At 63.3% G+C, this 18,599-nt stretch carries 18 protein-coding genes; 8 read left to right on the forward strand and 10 right to left on the reverse strand.

Features of this window, described 5'->3' with window-relative positions:
• Positions 1 to 89 precede the first annotated feature (89 nt).
• Positions 90 to 2,621: a sensor domain-containing protein gene (locus tag AC07UX_RS02430; protein WP_495190425.1), complete on the forward strand. Its 2,532-nt coding sequence runs from the start codon at positions 90 to 92 to the stop codon at positions 2,619 to 2,621.
• Between the two features lie 29 nt (positions 2,622 to 2,650).
• Here AC07UX_RS02430 and AC07UX_RS02435 read toward each other — a convergent pair whose 3' ends face one another.
• On the reverse strand, positions 2,651 to 3,781 hold the full coding sequence (locus tag AC07UX_RS02435) for an RcnB family protein (protein ID WP_495190426.1): 1,131 nt from the start codon (positions 3,779 to 3,781) through the stop codon (positions 2,651 to 2,653).
• 176 nt (positions 3,782 to 3,957) lie between these two features.
• On the reverse strand, positions 3,958 to 4,440 hold the full coding sequence (locus tag AC07UX_RS02440; protein ID WP_495190427.1) for a GAF domain-containing protein: 483 nt from the start codon (positions 4,438 to 4,440) through the stop codon (positions 3,958 to 3,960).
• A gap of 104 nt (positions 4,441 to 4,544) precedes the next feature.
• On the opposite strand from AC07UX_RS02440, the gene AC07UX_RS02445 reads away from it, so the two are divergent.
• Genes AC07UX_RS02445 through AC07UX_RS02455 form a run of 3 tightly spaced genes read left to right on the forward strand, consistent with a single transcriptional unit; the run spans position 4,545 to position 7,134 of the window.
• Entirely contained in the window at positions 4,545 to 5,789 is a 1,245-nt protein-coding gene (locus AC07UX_RS02445) for a glycosyltransferase family 2 protein (RefSeq protein WP_495190428.1), read from the forward strand.
• The gene (locus tag AC07UX_RS02450) at positions 5,789 to 6,736 is read left to right on the forward strand and encodes a glycosyltransferase (RefSeq protein WP_495190429.1); all 948 of its coding nucleotides are present in this window, start codon (positions 5,789 to 5,791) and stop codon (positions 6,734 to 6,736) included. Before AC07UX_RS02445 ends, AC07UX_RS02450 begins: the two co-directional genes overlap by 1 nt.
• Positions 6,733 to 7,134 (forward strand): GtrA family protein, encoded by a 402-nt coding sequence (locus AC07UX_RS02455; protein ID WP_495190430.1) that lies wholly within the window; start codon positions 6,733 to 6,735, stop codon positions 7,132 to 7,134. Before AC07UX_RS02450 ends, AC07UX_RS02455 begins: the two co-directional genes overlap by 4 nt.
• On the opposite strand, the gene AC07UX_RS02460 is transcribed toward AC07UX_RS02455, so the two are convergent.
• From AC07UX_RS02460 to AC07UX_RS02470, 3 genes are read right to left on the reverse strand one after another with little or no spacing between them, the layout of a single operon-like run.
• Complete coding sequence (locus AC07UX_RS02460) at positions 7,094 to 8,818, reverse strand: hypothetical protein (protein WP_495190431.1); 1,725 nt, start codon at positions 8,816 to 8,818, stop codon at positions 7,094 to 7,096. The two genes, AC07UX_RS02455 and AC07UX_RS02460, sit on opposite strands and share 41 nt — an antisense overlap.
• A 4-nt stretch (positions 8,819 to 8,822) precedes the next feature.
• Positions 8,823 to 9,227, reverse strand: coding sequence for an alternative ribosome rescue aminoacyl-tRNA hydrolase ArfB (gene arfB / locus AC07UX_RS02465; protein ID WP_495190432.1), 405 nt, complete (start codon positions 9,225 to 9,227; stop codon positions 8,823 to 8,825).
• Positions 9,214 to 9,891: an RluA family pseudouridine synthase gene (locus AC07UX_RS02470; RefSeq protein WP_495190433.1), complete on the reverse strand. Its 678-nt coding sequence runs from the start codon at positions 9,889 to 9,891 to the stop codon at positions 9,214 to 9,216. The genes arfB and AC07UX_RS02470 overlap by 14 nt, the downstream gene beginning before the upstream one ends.
• Positions 9,892 to 9,965: 74 nt before the next feature.
• Between AC07UX_RS02470 and AC07UX_RS02475 the strand changes: the two genes are divergently transcribed.
• Entirely contained in the window at positions 9,966 to 10,925 is a 960-nt protein-coding gene (locus AC07UX_RS02475) for an acyltransferase family protein (RefSeq protein WP_495190434.1), read from the forward strand.
• On the opposite strand, the gene AC07UX_RS02480 is transcribed toward AC07UX_RS02475, so the two are convergent.
• The 3 genes from AC07UX_RS02480 to AC07UX_RS02490 all read right to left on the reverse strand — a co-directional run bounded on the left by AC07UX_RS02480 (position 10,922) and on the right by AC07UX_RS02490 (position 13,536).
• The gene (locus tag AC07UX_RS02480) at positions 10,922 to 11,437 is read right to left on the reverse strand and encodes a hypothetical protein (RefSeq protein WP_495190435.1); all 516 of its coding nucleotides are present in this window, start codon (positions 11,435 to 11,437) and stop codon (positions 10,922 to 10,924) included. The genes AC07UX_RS02475 and AC07UX_RS02480 overlap by 4 nt on opposite strands.
• A gap of 665 nt (positions 11,438 to 12,102) precedes the next feature.
• Positions 12,103 to 12,702, reverse strand: coding sequence for an NAD(P)H:quinone oxidoreductase (wrbA, locus tag AC07UX_RS02485; RefSeq protein ID WP_495190436.1), 600 nt, complete (start codon positions 12,700 to 12,702; stop codon positions 12,103 to 12,105).
• A 114-nt stretch (positions 12,703 to 12,816) separates the two neighbouring features.
• Positions 12,817 to 13,536, reverse strand: coding sequence for a pirin family protein (locus AC07UX_RS02490; RefSeq protein WP_495190437.1), 720 nt, complete (start codon positions 13,534 to 13,536; stop codon positions 12,817 to 12,819).
• A gap of 108 nt (positions 13,537 to 13,644) precedes the next feature.
• Here AC07UX_RS02490 and AC07UX_RS02495 point away from each other — a divergent pair, with 108 nt between their 5' ends.
• From AC07UX_RS02495 to AC07UX_RS02505, 3 genes are all read left to right on the forward strand, one after another.
• A complete protein-coding gene (locus AC07UX_RS02495) occupies positions 13,645 to 14,538 on the forward strand; it encodes a LysR family transcriptional regulator (RefSeq protein WP_495190438.1) in 894 nt (297 codons plus the stop codon).
• A 283-nt stretch (positions 14,539 to 14,821) separates the two neighbouring features.
• Complete coding sequence (gene ctrA, locus AC07UX_RS02500; protein WP_056682290.1) at positions 14,822 to 15,529, forward strand: response regulator transcription factor CtrA; 708 nt, start codon at positions 14,822 to 14,824, stop codon at positions 15,527 to 15,529.
• A gap of 92 nt (positions 15,530 to 15,621) precedes the next feature.
• On the forward strand, positions 15,622 to 16,311 hold the full coding sequence (locus AC07UX_RS02505; protein WP_495190439.1) for a pentapeptide repeat-containing protein: 690 nt from the start codon (positions 15,622 to 15,624) through the stop codon (positions 16,309 to 16,311).
• A gap of 121 nt (positions 16,312 to 16,432) precedes the next feature.
• Here the strand turns inward: AC07UX_RS02505 and AC07UX_RS02510 are convergent, their stop codons facing one another.
• Positions 16,433 to 17,140, reverse strand: coding sequence for a hypothetical protein (locus AC07UX_RS02510; RefSeq protein WP_495191763.1), 708 nt, complete (start codon positions 17,138 to 17,140; stop codon positions 16,433 to 16,435).
• A 114-nt stretch (positions 17,141 to 17,254) separates the two neighbouring features.
• On the reverse strand, positions 17,255 to 18,574 hold the full coding sequence (locus tag AC07UX_RS02515) for a S8 family serine peptidase (protein WP_495190440.1): 1,320 nt from the start codon (positions 18,572 to 18,574) through the stop codon (positions 17,255 to 17,257).
• Positions 18,575 to 18,599 lie beyond the last annotated feature (25 nt).

Here is an 18,599-nt window from a genome sequence, read left to right on the forward strand (position 1 = left end):
TTGTGTCGGCCATTTAGTCAATTTGTTTAACTTTCTTTGCTAGTTTCTCTTCATGCGCGGAGAGAGAGGCATCAGATCGGGAGCGGCTCATGGACCGCTTTGCTGATCGGCGATTTCACGATGCTCGGCTGACGCCGGGCGACGATATGGTTGCGCAGCAACTGTTTCTATATCGAAACGACCTTTTGTTCTCCCCGGTTTTTGACCGGGTGTCGCCTCCATTGCTTCGGTGGGTCGCGGATCATCGCGGCCGGCTGATCGCGATCGAGCGAGAGAGCAGTCGTTTTCGTCTCCGATTCGCGGCTGACCCGATCGGCTTTGGTTGGCGGGGCCTCTTGTCGGACGCCGATCGGCGTAATTTGCTGGCGGCGGCCCGATCCAGCGATCGGCCGCAATCGATGACCCTGTCGCTGCGCTGCATCGATGGTCAGCAACGCTGGTGCATGATCCGCATGGCCTGTGTCGAAGGATCGGGACAGCCGCGATGGTATGGCACCGTAGAAGATGTGCATGAGCGGCATGATCGCGATTCCCGCGCGCTGGCGGCAGCGCTGGCCGAAAGCCGTGAACATTATCGATCCTCGGTGGAACTCAGCCCGCAAGTGCCCTGGACCGCCAATCCCAAGGGAAGCATCGAGGAAGTGGGGCCACGCTGGTTCGACCTGACCGGCATGGCGCCCGAAAAGGCGCTGGGCACCGGTTGGCTGGGGGCGCTCCATCCCGACGACATGCAGCGCACCGTGGCCATATGGAACGGCCATCTGGCCAGCGGCGCGCCCGTCGACATCGACTATCGCATTCGCCTGCGCGAAGGTGGCTATCGCTGGATGCGCGCGCGTGCATCGGCGCGCCGGGATCCGTCCGGTGCGATCCTGCGCTGGTACGGGACGCTGGAGGATGTCCATGCGGAACGGTTGGCACAGACGGCCTTGACCGATAGCGAGGAACGTTTCCGACTGGCCGTCCAATCGGCGCGTCTGGGCATCTGGGATTTCGATTGCATCAGTGGTGCCCGGACTTGGTCGGACGAGTTTCGTCGCATGCTGGGCTTGGACGAGCATCAACCAGCGACAACCGAGTTGGCGTTGTCGCTGGTCCATCCGGGCGACCGGGATCGGTTGAAATATATGCTGGAGGCGGTCGCAGCCGGCACGCTGCCACCGCATTTCGAGGCAACGTTGCGTATCTATCGCGCCGACACGGGCGCTCTGCGCTGGATTCGCAGTACTGGCTGGATGACGCGATCGGATGCCGGTCGGCCGCTACGTATCATTGTCACTTTCCGCGACGTCACCGAAGAACATGATGCGGACGAGCGTATCCGCTGGGCAGCTACTCATGATCCTATGACGCGGTTGCCCAACCGCACATTATGGCAGGCGGCGCTGGAGGAGATGGCTGCGCGTGCGCAGGCGGAGGGGCGTACGTTCGGCCTGTTGCTGCTTGATATAGATGACCTCAAGCGTACCAATGATTCGATGGGTCATGATGCCGGTGATGCCCTTCTGTGTGCGTTCGCGCAGCGTCTGGCGTCAGTGGCGCCGCCGGACGCGGTGCTGGGGCGACTGGGCGGCGACGAATTTGGTCTTGCAGCGCCGTCACTGACCGATAGCGCGGCGCTTCAGAAGCTCAGTGCGACGCTGATCGACAATGTCCGCACACCGCATGTGCATCAGGGACGATCGCTGGAATGCGGCGTCAGTATCGGCGGCGCCGTGTTCGGCGTACATGCAGATCGGTCGGAAGACTTGCTCAAGGCTGCCGATCTTGCCCTTTATGCGTCAAAAGGGGCGGGGCGCGGGCGGCTGACCTTGTTTCAATCCACCCTTCGAGCGCAGGCGCAGCAGCGCAGTTCGATGATCCGCATGGCGCGGCAGGTGGTGGCCGAACGGCTCGCCACGCCCTTCTACCAGCCGCGGATCGACATGCGCAGCGGCCATGTGCTGGGATATGAGGCGCTGCTGCGCTGGCATCATCCCCGCATGGGCGTGCAATTGCCCGGTACGATCGCTGCCGCCTTCGACCATCCGGAAATTGCGGTGGCGCTGACCGGCCAGATGCTGGATGCGGTGTTGGTCGATCTGCAATGCTGGTTGCGTTCAGGCCTCGATCCGGGGCGGGTCGCGATCAATGCGGCGGCGGCTGATTTTGCGAGCGGCGATTTCGCCGATCGCGTGCTCAGCCAATTGGATCGCGCCAATGTGCCCACGGGCCATTTTGAAATCGAAGTGACGGAAAGCGTTTTCCTGGGGCGCGGTGCCGACCAGGTCGGCCATGCGTTGCAGCATTTTTCCGATGCCGGCGTGCGCGTTGCGCTGGACGATTTCGGCACCGGCTTCGCGTCGCTCACCCATCTGAAGCAATATCCGGTCGATGTGCTGAAGATCGATCGCAGTTTTGTCAGCCATATCGAGCAAGATGCGGGGGATGCCGCGATCGTCGATGCGATCGTGAAATTAGGCGGCAGTTTCGGTATGGAAGTGGTGGCCGAAGGCGTGGAAACCACTGCCCAGGCCGACTTCCTGCTGCGGCAAGGATGTATCGTGGGACAGGGCTTTCACCTCGGCCGGCCGCAACCCGTCACGGCTTTCTCGCCGCCAAAGGCTGGCGCCCGGCAATGAAGGCCGAACCCGAAGGTCCGGCCCATTTCTCATTTGCAGCGACAGTTCCGTACCGCGCGCCGGTGCGCGACTTTACGATAGGGCACCGTTTCGGTGACATAGGTTGTGGTCGTCGTGGTCGTGACGGCGGGTTGCACGGTCACGGTCGTCACGATCGGCGCGGGATAATAATAACCATTGGCGATATAGCCGCCGCCCTGACTGACCGACACCGGACTGCCGCCGCCTGACCAGTGCGGCGCGCCGGCATAGGGCGGCGCGTCATAGTCGACCCCGGCGCCGCGCACGTCGCCCTCAAAGCGACCATCATAGGTGCCGCTCACCTTCCGTCCGTCATCGGTCGTCCAGGTGCCGGTCCAGCGGCCTTCATATTCATTCGATGTGGTCACGCCGTCATCAGCGGCGCCATAGCCATAATCATAGCCAGCGCCGGGGTGGCGCGGTGGCGGCGGGGCGTTGCGGCGCGGGCCGTCCTCCGCCTTGTCGATCGCCATGCCGGCAACGGCGCCGACGCCTGCACCGATCAGCGTGCCGGCCGTACGGTTGCCGCGTCCGGCTATGCGGTTGCCGGCGACGCCGCCAACTACTGCGCCGATGGCAGCGCCGCCGACGCCATTGTCGCGGCGCGGCTCATCATAATAGCCATCGTCGCCATCGGGGCCATAGCCGCCTTCGTAGCGGCCCCAGTCCACGTCGCTGCGGGAATCATAGACCCGGCCGTACCGATCGGTCATGACCGCATCGTCATAATAGCGTGACCAGCCATAGCCATAAGCCGGGGCGGGCAGGCCATATGCTCCGTAATTGGCGATATAATAATTGGGGCTGACCCAGTAGCGCGGCAGGACATAGCCATAGACGGGGCGCTGATAGCCGTTCCAGCCGCCCGGCGCGCGCCAACCGGCATACCAGCGGCCATTTTGGCGCGGTCCCCAACGATGCCCGCCATTATTCCACTGGCCGTTCCAGCCGCCCGGTCGGGGTGACTGCATGCCAGGGCGAGGGCCGGGATGAAGCATCCCACCGCTGGGGCGGGCGCCGCTCCAGCTTTTACCCATGACCGGCATGGCAACGCCTGCACCACTTGCGGCCATCGTCGGCATGGTAAGGCAGGCCAGGGCCGCTCCAGCCCCCAGAAGGAAAAGCCTTGGCTTCTGCATGGTTAACACTCCCTGTTTTGCCTGGCGTGCGAACCGAATGCGCAGGCCCAAATCCTAACGCATCATTTAGCATGCTGATCCGCCGCCATCCACGATTCCTGCCGTAAATTCCTGTCCCGAAACGGGGCGAAAAGCGCAAGCTGGCGGTGGAGGGGCGGTCAAAGACGGTTAACGGCTTAACCGATCCGTGCTGCAAGGCGCGCGGCAAGTGCTTCCAGACCGCGCGCATCTTCCGAGTCGAACCGGGCAGGACGGGGGCTGTCGAGGTCGATCACGCCGACCAGTCGGCCGTCGTGCAGGACGGGTACGACAATCTCCGACGCGCTGGCGGCGTCGCAGGCGATATGGCCGGGGAAGGCGTGAACATCCTCCACCAACTGGGTTTCGCGCGTCGCTGCCGCCGTCCCGCATACGCCGCGCCCGACCGGGATGCGGATGCAGGCGGGCTTGCCCTGAAACGGTCCCAGCACCAGTTCATCTTCGACCATGCGGTAGAAGCCGGCCCAGTTGAGATCAGGCAGGAACTGCCAGAGCAGGGCGGCGACATTGGCCATGTTGGCGACAGGGTCCGGTTCCGACGCGGTCAGCGCATCGGCGGCCGACAACAGATCGGCATAGAGGGTGGGCTTGTCGCCGGCTGTGGATGCAAAATCATACATGGCCGCGCATATAGGTCGGGATGACCGGCAGGACCAGTATGACAAGATTCTATTAACCAAAATTCGCTATTGTCGTTGAAGGGGTTGAATATTCGAGGGTTACGATGTTCGTAAACGCAGCGCACAGTTTAACCAATTTGTACCGGGATGCGCGCGCTGTCGATGTATCGATCATCATGCCTTGCCTTGATGAGGCGATCAGCCTGCCGCATTGCATTGCTAATGCCCGCCATGCTCTAGAACTGATTGAGGCGCAGCATGGGCTTTTCGGTGAAATCGTCATTGCCGACAATGGATCGACCGATGGCAGCCAGCAACTGGCGGCAGATATGGGCGCGCGAGTCGTGCCGGTGGTGCAACGCGGATATGGCGCGGCGCTGATAGGGGGGTGCGAAGGGAGCTATGGCCGCTATCTGCTCATGGGAGACGCAGACGGCAGTTACGACTTTACTGATGGCGTTACAATGATCGGTGAATTGCTGACTGGCGCGGACCTGTGCATGGGATCGCGGTTTAAGGGGGGTATCGCACCAGGGGCCATGCCCTGGAAAAACCGCTATATTGGTAATCCGGTGTTGACCGGCATCCTCAACCTTTTCTTCCGTTCCGGTATCAGCGACGCCCATTGCGGTCTCCGTGCCATTACGCGTGATTGCTTCGCTTCGCTGGGCCTGTCGGGCAGGGGTATGGAATTCGCCAGCGAAATGGTGATCAAGGCAAGCCTGCGCCGTTTTCGCCTAGCCGAAGTGCCTGCGACCCTGTCGGTGGACCTGCGCGACCGCGCACCCCATCTGCGACCTTGGCGCGACGGGTGGCGGCATCTTCGTTATCTTTTGATGCTCAGCCCGACCTGGGTTTTCGGCGTACCAGGCATGGCTGCGCTGGCGGTCGGCATGGCTATCTTCGGCATGGCACTGATGCAGGCGCTGATGCCTGGAAGTTTTCCAGCCGTCGGCAACTATTGGGTCGTACTATCGGCTGCGTTGGTGTCAGGTGGTCATCTGTGCAGTATGCTCGCTTTCGCGGGGAAGCTTTATGGCCTGCGCTCCGGGTATCGCGCTGCGTGGCCTTGGGAAATTCGATGGGGTGACCGTCTCTCGCTTGAAGCGATGCTTTTGTCCGGCTTGGCGCTGGGCGGAACCGGCATTGCGCTACTGGCAGGCGTCTTTTGGAAATGGACAGAGCGCGATTTCAGCGCGACTTACAATATTCTTCCGGCGGTGATGGGCACCACTTTGGTTACCATCGGGATGCAAACCGTCATGGGCGGATTCCTAATGGCGATTTTGGGCGGTAATGAATCCCGATTCTATCGGTCTTCAGCCCTGCCTTCGCAACCTATGCGCTGATGAACACGCCGCGCCTTTCAGTTGTGATGCCTCTACATGAGGGTGAGGCCTATCTCGATGCGGCCCTTGCCAGCTTGCCAGACGATCCCGAGGGCCTGCTGGAGGTCATCGCGCTCGATTCCAGTCTAGAACCGCGGTGCCGTGCGATTATCGAACATCACGCCGCGCGCTTAACTCTGCGATATGAACATTTGCCGCACATCACGTCTTGGACCGCCAAGACCAATCGCGCAGTGTCTATGGCGCGAGCTCCGCATGTCGCGATGCTGCATCAGGACGACCTGTGGCTCCCAGGGCGACTAGAAGCGATATTAGGGGCATTGGATGCTGAACCGGTTATCGCGCTGCTGCTGACGGCGGCCGATATTATCGACGATCAAGGTCGTACTCTAGGTCGCTGGCGCTGTCCGCTCGGCGCATATGCCACTTGGAATGGCGTGGCGGTGTTGGAGCGGCTTTTGATCCAGAATTTCGTGGCTCTGCCATCGGCCGTGCTGCGCCGTGATCTATGGTTGCAGGTGGGTGGTCTAGACGAAAGCCTTTGGTACACGCCCGACTGGGATCTTTACATTAAAGCTGCTTTGCGGGGGTGCGTGCACTATATTACGGAACCGACCGTTGCATTTCGCGTCCATGGCGGCTCGCAGACAGTACTGGGAAGCCGGATGCCGGCGGAGTTTCTGTCGCAAATGGAAATTGTTGTCGCCCGTTATTCCGGCATGGTGTCTGGACCACGCGCTCATGCTGTGCGTCGCATTGCTGGTGCATCGGCGCGCATCAACGGACTTCTTGCAGAGGCGTTGCACGGGCGCAAGGTGGTGCTGCTTTTGGTATTAAGGGAAATGGTGTGCCTTGGGCCATGGGGTTTGTATCGCTACTTACGCGACTCCCGCATCATGGATCGGGTGCTTCCACGCTTGCAGGCGCGTTGGCAGGGCGGCCTATGATGCGAGCGCAGCTATTAAGATTCGTCCGGTTCGGCGCGGTGGGTGGTGGCGTGACGTTGCTCACCTATCTCTTGTTTCTGGCGTGCATTGCTATGGGTGCCCATTATTTGGTGGCAAGCCTGTCTGCCTGGGCTGTTGGCGTCGTGGTTGGTTTTATCGCGCATCGCTACGTGACCTTTGACGACCGGGCAGCTTGGCAGGGTCAGGTGCTTCGCTATGTCGGCGTATATTTGTTGCAGTTGCTCTACGGTACCGCGACGCTGGCAGCTTTGATCGATCTGGTGGGTCTTCCACCTTGGCAGGCCTATCCTGTCAATATCGTCTTCACTGCTACCTTCAGCTATGTCCTGATGAGTGTCACGGTATTCGTTCCGAAGCGACCGGTTTTGCGCGGCTGACCCCGTTGCAGGCGTTGCGCAGTAGCATAAATTGCGGCGTACTATTCTGTTTTATGAGGAAAGCCCTTTGCAAGGGAGCCAGTTCAACCTGCCCGACGAAGGCGACTTTCTTTCGGCGACAAAGACTGATCACCTCCTTGGGTTGCAGCATGCTGGCCATTAGTCGGACGGGACGATTTTTGAGATCGGGGCGATTCATGATCAGATCTCCGCCAAAAGGGATTGAAAGATCGTCTATGATCGCAATGTCTGCGTCCATGGCCGATATGCTGCGGAATGCGCTGGCATAAGGGGCTGCAATCTTGGCAGCCGTCACTGCATGGAGCGGTAGTATCAGTAGCAGGCTGAGAATATGCAACGCCGTTGAAAAACGGGGTAGGGCCTCACGTCGCAGCAAGGCGGCCCAGCCGTAGCCTCCTAGCAAACAGGCATTGCCTATTACGCCGTGAAGATAACGATAGCCCCAGCCATGGCCTTGATAAGCGAGCAGGATCGTCGATGCCAAGATCGGCAGGATCAGTCCAGCCGTCAGGGCTAGGACTAGCGGATCGCGGCGGGCCGACCACATGCCGGAAAGTAACAGCGGCAACAGCAGGAGGTGCTGCCATGTGATAAACCGTAGCAGATTCATCGCCATCAGCCATAGATTGACCAAGCTCAAATTCGACAGCAGCAAAAAGATGCGGCCACCATAACCGACCATGTCGTTGTATGCGGGTGCCCCACCCATGGAAGCCGAGATAAGATGCGGCCACGCCAGCCAGCCTATACTAATGATGGCATAGGTCAGGACATAGATCGCCAGCAACCTCCAGCGTCTTTGACACCCTAGCATCGCCAGAAAAGGCAAGACGAACAAGGGGTGGAAAATGGGCTGATGCCAACCTGTGGCGACAAGGCCGATCAATAAAGCAACGGCATGGCCGAAAATTCCACCTCGCAAGAAAAGCGCTAACCACAAGAGGTTGAGCGCCAGATAGCCAGGCATGGCATAGCCGCTCATCCCCATGATGACGACTTGCGAAGATCCGCAATAGAGTAATAAAACTGTCAGCTGAACGCTGGCATCATTTGGCCATATTCGTCCAGCGATGCGCCATAGCGCAACTGCGCCGATCGCCGTCAGCAAGGGATTGGTCCAGCCCGGATCGACCAGCATTCCAACGGCCATACGGATGACCGCATTGCCAGGCAGATAGTCTGACTGCCATGCTTGATGATTTGCGACGGGTAGAATGAATTGCTGGTTCAGTGCCATAGCGTAGTCGCGCCAAGCAGGCGCTATCGGCCAACCGATCCGGCCATGGCCATAAATAAATGCGTCGAACAGGGCCATCTGTTCGTCACGGATAAGCGGATGGGCCTGAAACACCAGATGGTGGCCGCCCCAGCAGAGCAGCAGCAGCAGGATCGGCGCCATCCACCATCGGGGCGCCATCTGGGCCAGCCAGCGTGGCGACGTGGAGCATGTAACTAGCCCGAAGCGGGCGACAAGGGCGATCGCCATTGCTAGTAGCGCATCTTGTTGAACGAAGAGTAAGGCAGTGAAGCGCCTTTTGTCTTCGGTCGGGCCGATAAAGACACCAATCCATGCCACAAGTATCAGGAGGGCCATGGCATGAAAGATTAGTCGCGCCTCACGCGTCATTCCGTCTTGCATACCGTTACCGCCGTCCCCCTTCATAATGCTATTCCATCTGTACCCTGCCGCGCCCTTGCTTCACCGAACTGCGTGCTTTCTTTTCATCGACGCGGCGGGCCTTGGCGGCCTTGCCCGGCTTCGTCGCGATCCGGCGGGCGTCGCGGATGTGCGCTTTGGCGATCATCTCGCTCAGCCGTTCGCGCGCATCCTGCCGGTTCGCTTCCTGCGTGCGGAAGCGGGAGGCCTGGATGACGATCTCGTTCGCTGATGTCAGCCGCGAGCCGGCCAGTTCCTTGATCTTGCGATAGGCGTAGTGCGGCAGGCCCAGTTTGAAGAGGTCGACGCGCAACTGGACCGTCGTTGCCACCTTGTTGACATTCTGGCCGCCCGGACCGCCGCCGGTGATGAAGCGCTCCTCCAGCGCGTCATCGGGAATATCAAATCCCGGCATCGTCCAGCAGGTCCGGGCCGAAGCCGGCCGCTGCAAAAGTGTCGGGCAGGGGCGCGGTGGCGGCGGCGGCAGGCTTGTCGCCGCGCGCTATGCTCAGGAAGCGGCTATGCAGCAGCATCTTGCCCTCGCCATTGCCATAGACCGGATCGCCGACGATGCCGAAGCCCAGGCCGTGTAGGGTGTGTACGCGGATCTGGTGGGTGCGGCCGGTCTGCGGCGTGAAGGCGATCAGCGCGCGGCCATCCTTTTCCGCGATCTTGCGCCAGTGGGTGATGGCGTTCTTGCCGGCCTTGGCCGGGATCATGCGCCAGCCCTGCGCTTCGCTGCTGATCTTCTTGAGCGCCAGCTCGATCGTGCCGCTGTCTTCCGCGGGTACGCCATCGACCACGGCGACATAGCGCTTCTCTACCGTGCCCGCCTCGAAGGCGGCGGCGAAGCGCTTGTGTGCCTTGGGATTGCGCGCGAGCAGCAGGCAACCGCTGGTGTCGCGGTCCAGACGATGGACGGGCAGCGGCCAGCGCTGAAAGCCGAAAGTCAGCGAGGCGAGGTGATTTTCGAGCGCCAGCGATCCGTCGCGCGGTGCATCGACCGGCAGGCCGGCCGACTTGTCGAGGATCAGCGCCTCGCCATCAATGAACAGGACTTTGTCGTCGAACAGGGACAAGAGGGGTATCCGATCGGAGTAAAAAAGAGTGGGTCAATTGACGCGCGCGCGGCTTCCTATAGGCGGTGGGGACGATGGACAACAGGGGGCATGACGCAAGCAAGGCGCAATTTCGGCTCGACTGGGTCGACGTGGCGCGCGGGATCGGCATCATTGCCGTGGTGATCGGCCATGTGTGGACGCGGGGGGGGGGGCGCGACGCCATGTATAGTTTCCATATGCCGCTCTTCTTCCTGCTGTCTGGCATGTTGTCCCGGCCCCATCCCATGGGCTCCTTTACCCGGCGGCAGATATTCGGGCAGATGCGGCCCTATGCCGCGTTCCTGACGCTGCTGATCCTGATCGACCAGATCGTCGAGCCATTGAAGGGCGGGCGGCCCATATTCCACCAATGGCCCGAAGATATCGTGCCGATCCTGCTGGGCGGCTTTTGGCTGCGGGGGCCTTATACCATTTTCTGGTTCGTCCCCTGCCTTCTCATCGCGCGGCTGCTGTTCAACGCCGTGCTGCTGCGCTGGCCCGACGTGCTGGACCGGCGTTGGGCTTTCGTCCTGCTGCCGACGATCATCCTTGCCTATGCAGTGGGGCACATCACGGAGGCGTCGCCGCTGGGGTTGCTGAGCGTGCCGATGGCGTTCGTCCTGCTGTGGGCGGGGGCGCTCTGGCCGCGGGTCCGCTGGTCCAACACGATGATCCTTCCGCTCGCCCTGCTGGCCTTCATCGGGCTGGCGGGGATCGCGCCGACTCTGAACATGAAGGTCGCGGACTATGGCTGGCCGCTGCTGTCGATCGGGTCGGCGGTGGGGACCTGCCTGCTGTTGTTCCGCCTGTCGGCCCGGATCGCGCCCTTTGCCGCGCCGGTCGCGGCGCTGGGGCGGGCGTCGCTGGTCATCATGTACCTGCATGTCGCGCTGATCCATTATGGATCGCCCTATCTGGCCAGGCCCTGGCTGCTCGCACTCGCGCTGGCGCTGCCTTTCGGCCTCCACGCCCTGATCCGCCAGTCGCGCGTCGCAACCCTCATCCTGCTTTAGCTGTCCCGGATCAGCGACATGCGATCGTCCACCCCGGCGCGGGCGACGATGCTGTAGGCGGCCTGCGCGATGATCTGCGCCTGCGTCAACGCCGCGCCATCCTTTTCTCGCTGGGCGGAAGCGGTCGGATCGGCGACGGCAGAGGCCTGGGGGGAGGCATAATAGTTGGATTCGGCGAGACGATCGCCGAGCGTCGTGCGGACGGGCGTTTCCGAGGCCGTGCCGGCCGTGACCTGACGCGGGCCAGTGGACGGCGCTGCGTAAGTGAGGGGTTCGCTCGTCGTGGGCGCCGTGATGATCGCGGGACTGGTCGTGGCCGGTTCAGTCGTGGCCGGGCCAGTTGTTGACGGTGCAGGCTCCGTCGCGCCGGGGGCCGGGGTCGGCGTGCTGTTCTGTGTGGACGTAACGGCCGCAGCGGCAGCCGGAGCCGCCACGGTGCCGACGGTCGTTTCCGTCGCCTTTTTTATCTGTCCCCAGGCATTGCCGAGGCCGTTCCCGATCGCGCCGATCATTAAATTTTCTCCCGTCCCCGCCGTTCTTATCCGTGGTGGGGCCTTCCATGCCCTCAATGAACAAGGTTCGCGCCTCGTTAAGCGTCAATGCACAGGCCGCAACGCGCCGAGGCCAGCCATGTCACCGCTGCGCGACCCGCTGTCGCCGATGCCGGCATGATTCTTCACGCGACAGTGATGCCGTGGGGACGCGACGGGCGAAGTTCACACCGTTGCAGGGATATTTTGGCGGCAAGCGCTCGCAAGGCGCTCGCGAAGCGTCCCCGACGCGCCACCTGCGCGACAGGGACGCGACGAACGGGCGACATAGAAGCGACAGGCGCGCGACACCCACGCGCCATGCAGGCGACCGGGCCGCGACCGGTGGGCGACGCCAAGGCGGCGACGGCGAGACGGGGGCTTGAGGGGGGAGCGGCCTGATCCATGACGGGTGAGTAAATCAGGCGAAATCCTATTTTGGAAGGCTGTTGGAATGACCATCGGATGCGGCCGTTAGTGATATCGTCATCCAGGGCCTGACCCGGGGCGACGAAGGGTAGGAGCAGTCCGCCCCTCCATCCATTCCGCCACCCCTGCACGTAAAAAAGGGGCTGGCGCATAGTCCCGATGCGCCAGCCCCTTACGACCATGTGCAGGTCGCACGCCCTAGACGGCGTGCGCGCCCATCAGCCGTGCAGCTTGATCGCGGTTTCGGCGATGCGGCGGCCCTGATAGCGGGCGCCGTCAAGTTCCTCTTCGCTGGGCTGGCGGCTTCCGTCGCTGTCGGCCAGCGTGGTCGCGCCATAGGGCGACCCGCCGCGCACCTTGTCCACGCCCATCTGGCCCTGGAACCCATAGTCGAGGCCGACGATGGTCATGCCGAAATGCAGCAGGTTGGTGATGATCGAGAAGAGGGTGACTTCCTGGCCGCCATGCTGCGACGCGGTCGAGGTGAAGGCGCCGCCGACCTTGCCATTCAGCGCGCCGCGCGCCCACAGGCCGCCGGCCTGGTCGAGGAAGGCGGCCATCTGGCTGGACATGCGGCCAAAGCGCGTGCCGGTGCCCACGACGATCGCGTCATAGTCGGCCAGTTCCGCGACGGTGGCGACGGGTGCATCCTGATCCAGCTTGAAATGCGCGTTCTGCGCGACTTCCAGCGGGGCGGTTTCGGGCACGCGACGAATATCGACGGTCGCGCCAGCGGCAGCGGCGCCTTCGGCCACGGCCTTCGCCATGGTTTCGATATGCCCGTAGGAAGAATAATAGAGAACCAGAACCTTAGCCATGATGCGTCTCCTTAGCTGAAAGGGAATGAAAGGATTGGCCGCCCGCGCCAAGGGAGGGGTATTGCGCGAGCGGCCCGGCCCGTCCGAGGGGAGGGGATGGACGGGCCAAAGGGGTCAGATACTGTCCACCAGGACGATTTCGGCATCCTCCTGCGCGGTAATCATGATGGGGGCGCCGCTGATGATCGCCGCACCATCGCGCGCCTCGAAAGGCTGGCCGTCAATCTCGATCCGGCCCGTCGCCGGGACCAGATAGAGGTGGCGGCCTTCCTGCGTCGCGTAAGTCACGCTTTCACCCGCCTTTATCGTGCCGCCCAGCAGGCGGGCGTCGGCGCGGATGCGCAGCGCTTCGCGGTCTTCGTCATAGCCGCTGGCCAGCACCCGGAGCGTGCCGGAGCGGTCGTCCTTCGGGAAAGGCTTTGCGCCCCAGCAAGGCTGGCCGCCCCGCGTGCGCGGGATGACCCAGATCTGGAACAGGGTGGTGGTTTCATCCTCCAGATTATATTCGGCGTGGCGGATGCCGGTGCCGGCCGACATCACCTGAACATCGCCCGCTTGCGTCCGGCCCTGATTGCCCAGGCTGTCCTTGTGCGTGATCGCGCCGGTGCGGACATAGGTGATGATTTCCATGTCGGCGTGCGGATGCGGCGGAAAGCCCGAACGCGGGCCGATCTCATCGTCATTCCACACTCGGATCGCACCCCAGTGGACGCGGTCCTCATCATGATAATCGGCGAAGGAAAAATGGTGGCGCGCGTTCAGCCAGCCATGGTCGGCATGGCCAAGCGACGCGAACGGGCGGCGCTCGATGCGGCTCGCTGTCGTGATGCTCATGTGGCGTTACCTTTCGTTGCGGAAGGCGGATGCTTCCGCTTGCTTTCCGCCAATCTAGCCATCAGGGTCGTTTCTTAAACCGGCAGCTTTGAAACGGATTGTTTCCCGATGCGACTACCTGATTTCGAGGCCTGGGCGATGTTCGCCGCCGTGGTGGAACATCGCAGCTTCACTGACGCGGCCAAGGCGCTGAGCGTGTCGAAGGCGACCGTGTCCAAGGCGGTGACGCGGCTGGAGGAGCATCTGGACACCAGCCTATTCAACCGCACCAGCCGTCGCCTGGCGTTGACCGAAAGCGGCAAGCGGCTGGCCGATCATGCCCATCGCATATTGGCCGAGGGGCAGGCGGCGGAAGAGGCGGCGCGCGACGAGACGGCAGACCTGTCCGGCACGGTGCGGCTGGGGGCGCCGATGACGTTCGGCCTGCTGCGGATCGCGCCGTTGATCGCGAAATTCACCAAGGAACATCCGCTGGTCGATGTCGACCTGCATCTGTCCGACGCGAAGATCGACATCGTCGAAATGGGGCTGGATGCCACGATCCGCATCGCCGACATGCCCGACAGCAGCCTGCGCGCGCGGCGGCTGGCGGATGTGACGATGCACGTCATCGCTTCGCCCGCCTATCTGGACGAGCGTGGGCGGCCGCAGCATCCGTCCGACCTGGGGAGTCACGACTGCCTTTGCTATTCGAACGCGACTGCGCCGGACGTGTGGCGCTTTGCAGGTCCCGGGCAGCAGAATGTGGTGGTGCAGGTGCGCGGCCGCATCACGGTGAACAGCGGGGAGGCGATGCTGCCCGCGCTGCGCATGGGGGTGGGCGTGGCGCGCCTGCCCGACTTCATCATCGGCGACGCACTGGCAAAGGGGGAGGTGGAGGAAATCCTCACCGACTGGCGCCCGCCACCCTTCGGCCTGCATCTGGTGACGCCGCCCTCGCGGCTGCGCCCGGCGCGTGTCGATGCGCTGCTCGACTTCCTGACGAAGCATCATGGCTGTTAACCTGGATCAGGGGCGGCGTAAGATTTTCTTCAGCATGATCGCGCCATGATTGCGCTGCGCACGAGGGTAAAAGACCTCGTTTCGCAGGTGAATCCATCTTGACTCCGGGTGGGCCGTTACGGTCTCAACCCTTTGTAAACAGATTCGAATTGGCGCGACTCGTGGATTCCTGCCGGTTAGCGAAAAATTAACCTTTGTCCTTCAGAAGTTTTTTGGTTAATGAATTGGAGCAGAAGCCGTTCTGGTGGGGTGAACGGGACTGCTACTGACTAAGGGGCTTCACATGCGCGTGCTGCTGATCGAGGACGAACCTACCACCGCCAAGGCGATCGAGCTGATGCTCACGACCGAGGGGTTTAATGTCTATACGACCGACCTGGGCGAGGAAGGCCTCGATCTGGGCAAGCTGTATGATTATGACATCATCTGCCTGGACCTGAACCTGCCGGACATGCACGGCTATGACGTGCTCAAGAAGCTGCGCGCGGCCAAGGTGCAGACGCCGGTGCTGATCCTGTCGGGCATTTCGGAAATGGACAGCAAGGTCCGGTCCTTCGGTTTCGGCGCGGACGATTATGTGACCAAACCCTTCCATCGCGAAGAGCTGATCGCCCGCATCCATGCGGTCGTTCGCCGGTCCAAGGGGCATAGCCAGTCGGTCATCCGCACCGGCAAGCTGTCGGTGAACCTGGACGCCAAGACGGTGGAAGTGGACGGCAACCGCGTCCACCTGACCGGCAAGGAATATGCGATGCTGGAACTGCTCTCGCTGCGCAAGGGCACGACGCTGACCAAGGAAATGTTCCTGAACCATCTTTATGGCGGGATGGACGAACCGGAACTCAAGATCATCGACGTGTTCATCTGCAAGCTGCGCAAGAAGCTGGCGCTGGCATGCAGCGGCGACAATTATATCGAGACGGTCTGGGGCCGCGGTTATGTGCTGCGCGATCCGGACGAAATCCTGGAGGAGCAGGCCAAGGTCGCCTGATCCGACACGCATTGCCCAGGGGGGTGGAAAGGCCGGCGTCCGGAAGGATCGCCGGCCTTTTCCGTTGGCGCAGCTGCCGCTAAGGCAAGGGCATGGATGATCTTTTTGCCGACCGCACCATCAGCGAACGGACGCTGGGCCGCAACGATATCGCACCGCTGGCGAAGGGATTGCCCCATCATCTGGTCGATTGCGACCTGGATGAGGCCGACCTGTCGGGACTGGACCTGTCGCGCTGGACCTTCGAGCGGTGCCAATTGCGCCGCACCGACCTGACCGGCGCGAAGCTGGACGGATCGCGCTGGCTGTCCTGCCGGGGTGGGTTTGCGACCTTTACCGGCGCGGATCTGCGGGAGGCGGCACTCACCGCCTGCGACTTCAACAATGGCGCGTTTCGGCGAGCCAAGCTGTTCGGCGCGAAATTCGAACGGTGCAAGCTGACCGGCGCCGACCTGACCGATGCCAGTGCGCTGGACATGGAGTTCAAGGAGACGCTGCTCGTCAACGCGCGGCTGCCGGGCTTTTCCTTCCGCAAGCAGGTGGTCACGGCGGTGGATTTCAGCCAGGCGGACCTGGCCAAATGCGATTTTCGCGGCACTTTGTTCGACGGATGCAGCCTGCGCGACGCAGCGCTGGACGGATGCCGGTTCGACGGGGCGGACCTGCGCGGGGCCGATATCAGCGGGTTGCGGCTGGTCAATGCCGGGCTGTTCCGGGGCGCGACGATATCGCGCGAACAGGCCGGGCAGTTGCTCGGCGAACTGGGCCTGAACGTGCGCTGATCTGCGAAAGGGGGGAATGGGCCGGCGGCCTGAAAGGCTGCCGGCCCATTCATCAGGCGGAGGGGCTTTGGACAGGCGGTGTAGAACGGTTCCGCTTGTCCGCATGCCCCGGCGGGGTCAATCAGTCCGCCTGATCGGGGGTATCGTTGCCGCTGGTGCCGCCGGTCGAAGAGCCCTGACCGCTCACTCGACCCGACAGCGATCCGCTGGCATCGACAGAGGCCGCATTGTCGACGGCACCCGTCGCTTGCCCTGCCGCATTGCTGGCGGCCGAATTGGCGCGGTCCTTTACGGCGGAGGCGCGATCGCGGGCGTTGCCGACCGTCGTGCCGGCCCGGTCGCGCGCGCTGGCGAGCGTGTCGGTCGCACGATCGTGCGCGGCGCCGGCAGTGCCGGTCGCCCGGTCACGGACGGTGCCGGCCGTATCGGTGGCGCGATCCCGCACCGAACCCACGGCGCTTCGCGCATCATTGGTGCCGAGCGTATCAACCGCCAGGCTGCCACTGGCCGAACCGGCCGCCGAGCCCGAAGCGCTGGCGCTGCGGCTCTTGCCCTTGCGGGTGGCGGACCCGCTGGCGGACCCATCGGCCCGGCTGCGGCTCGATCCGCTGGCGCCGACGCGACCATTGTCGAGGTCGATGCTGCGATCCAGGCTGCCACCACCGCCAAGCGTGCCGCCGAGCGAACCTCCAAGACCGCCGCTTCCGCCACCGCCCAGCGCTCCGCCCAGCGAACCGCCCAAACCGCCACCGCCGAGCAACTGGGCCGATGCGGGGGCCACCGTCAGGGCGGCGAGGCTGGCTGCGGCGATCAGATAATGAGCTTTCAGATACCGGGCTTTCATCTCATGTCTCCTTCATCGATATCATCGTGATGAAAGGAGAACGGGAGGCGTGGTCGCTTTAATCCCGCCGTTCATGAAAAACTTTCAAGCAGCTGAAATTCAATCGTTATTTCTGCAATTTTCGCAGATGACGGGCGCCTGCCCCTTGCGGGCCGGGTCGGCTTCGGCGCGCAGGGCGGCCAGCGTGCCGCGCGCGAGCAGCCGGCCGGCGACCAGCGGTGCGGCGAAGCTGGTGCCGCGCACCGCCGCCTTGCCACCTTGCATATCGGCCGCCTGCATGTCCGCGCCGGGGGCAGCGAAATCGACATGGAGCGCGCGGCCGGCTTCGGGCAAAGACCGACCGCGCCCATCTATGCCGGTGACGGCGACCACGCCGGGATAGGAGGCGGGATAGGCAGGCGGGGCAGCCGGGCCGTCATTGCCGACCGCCGCCACCACCGTCACGCCCCGGTCCCGTGCCTGTCGGATCGCACCGTCGAGCAGGGGATTGGCCGGCCCGACCAGGCTGACCGTCACCACGCGCACGCCGCGCGCCGCCATCCAGCCGAGCGCGCGGACGATGGCGAAGGCGCCGCCGCCGGCCGGATCGTCGCCATAGACGTCGGCCACCAGCAAGGGGGTGCCCGGCGCTGCACCCCGTACCAGACCTTCGCCGCTGATGAGCGAAGCGACGGCGGTGCCATGCGGGCTGGCGCGCGGCGCGCCCTGCGCGAAGCCGCGCTGTTCGATGGCCGACCCGAGCGAGGGGTGGCGGCCGACCCCGCCGTCGATCAGGCCGGCGACGCGCCCGTCCACCCTGCCGCCACCGGCAAGGGCGGCGTTCGCGAGCGCCAGCGCCGGGCCGCTGGGGAAATAGAGATTGTCCGCGCTTGCCTGCGCTTGCGGTGCGATCTTGCGCACTTCGCGCAGGGCGCGGGTCAGGCTTTTGCCCTTGGGCAGGGTCAGGCGGGCGATGGGCAGGTCTATGCCCTCCACCCTCTCACCGTCCACGCCATAGCCGGCCGCGCGCAGGGCGGCGAGCGCGCCTTCGTCTGCGCCGGTCAGCAGGATGACGCCGCGCCGTGCCGGTTCGCGTCGGTCGTCCAGTTCGATCCGGTCGCCATGCCGGCGCAGCAGGTCGCGTACCCGCGCGGCGCGGGCGCTCGCCAGCCGATCGGCAAGCCGCCCCGGATCGAGCCGGTCCAGTCCGGTCGCGTCGAGCGCCGAGCCGACCCGGTCTCTAAGCCCGCCAAGCGTATCGGGCACGACCTGACCGACCGCGTCCTGACCAACCGCGCCGAGGCCACCACCACCGGGCAGCAATTGCGCCTGGGCGTCCGACATAGACGTCGGCGCCAGCAGGATCAGGCCCGCCATCATCCATGGCCGCGTCAGCTTCATGTCCGTCTCACCGGTCCTTTCGCGTGCAAAATCATCCATTGCGAAAAAATGTCCATGCGTCATC

Source organism: Sphingobium sp. GW821-FHT02B05 (assembly GCF_059421905.1).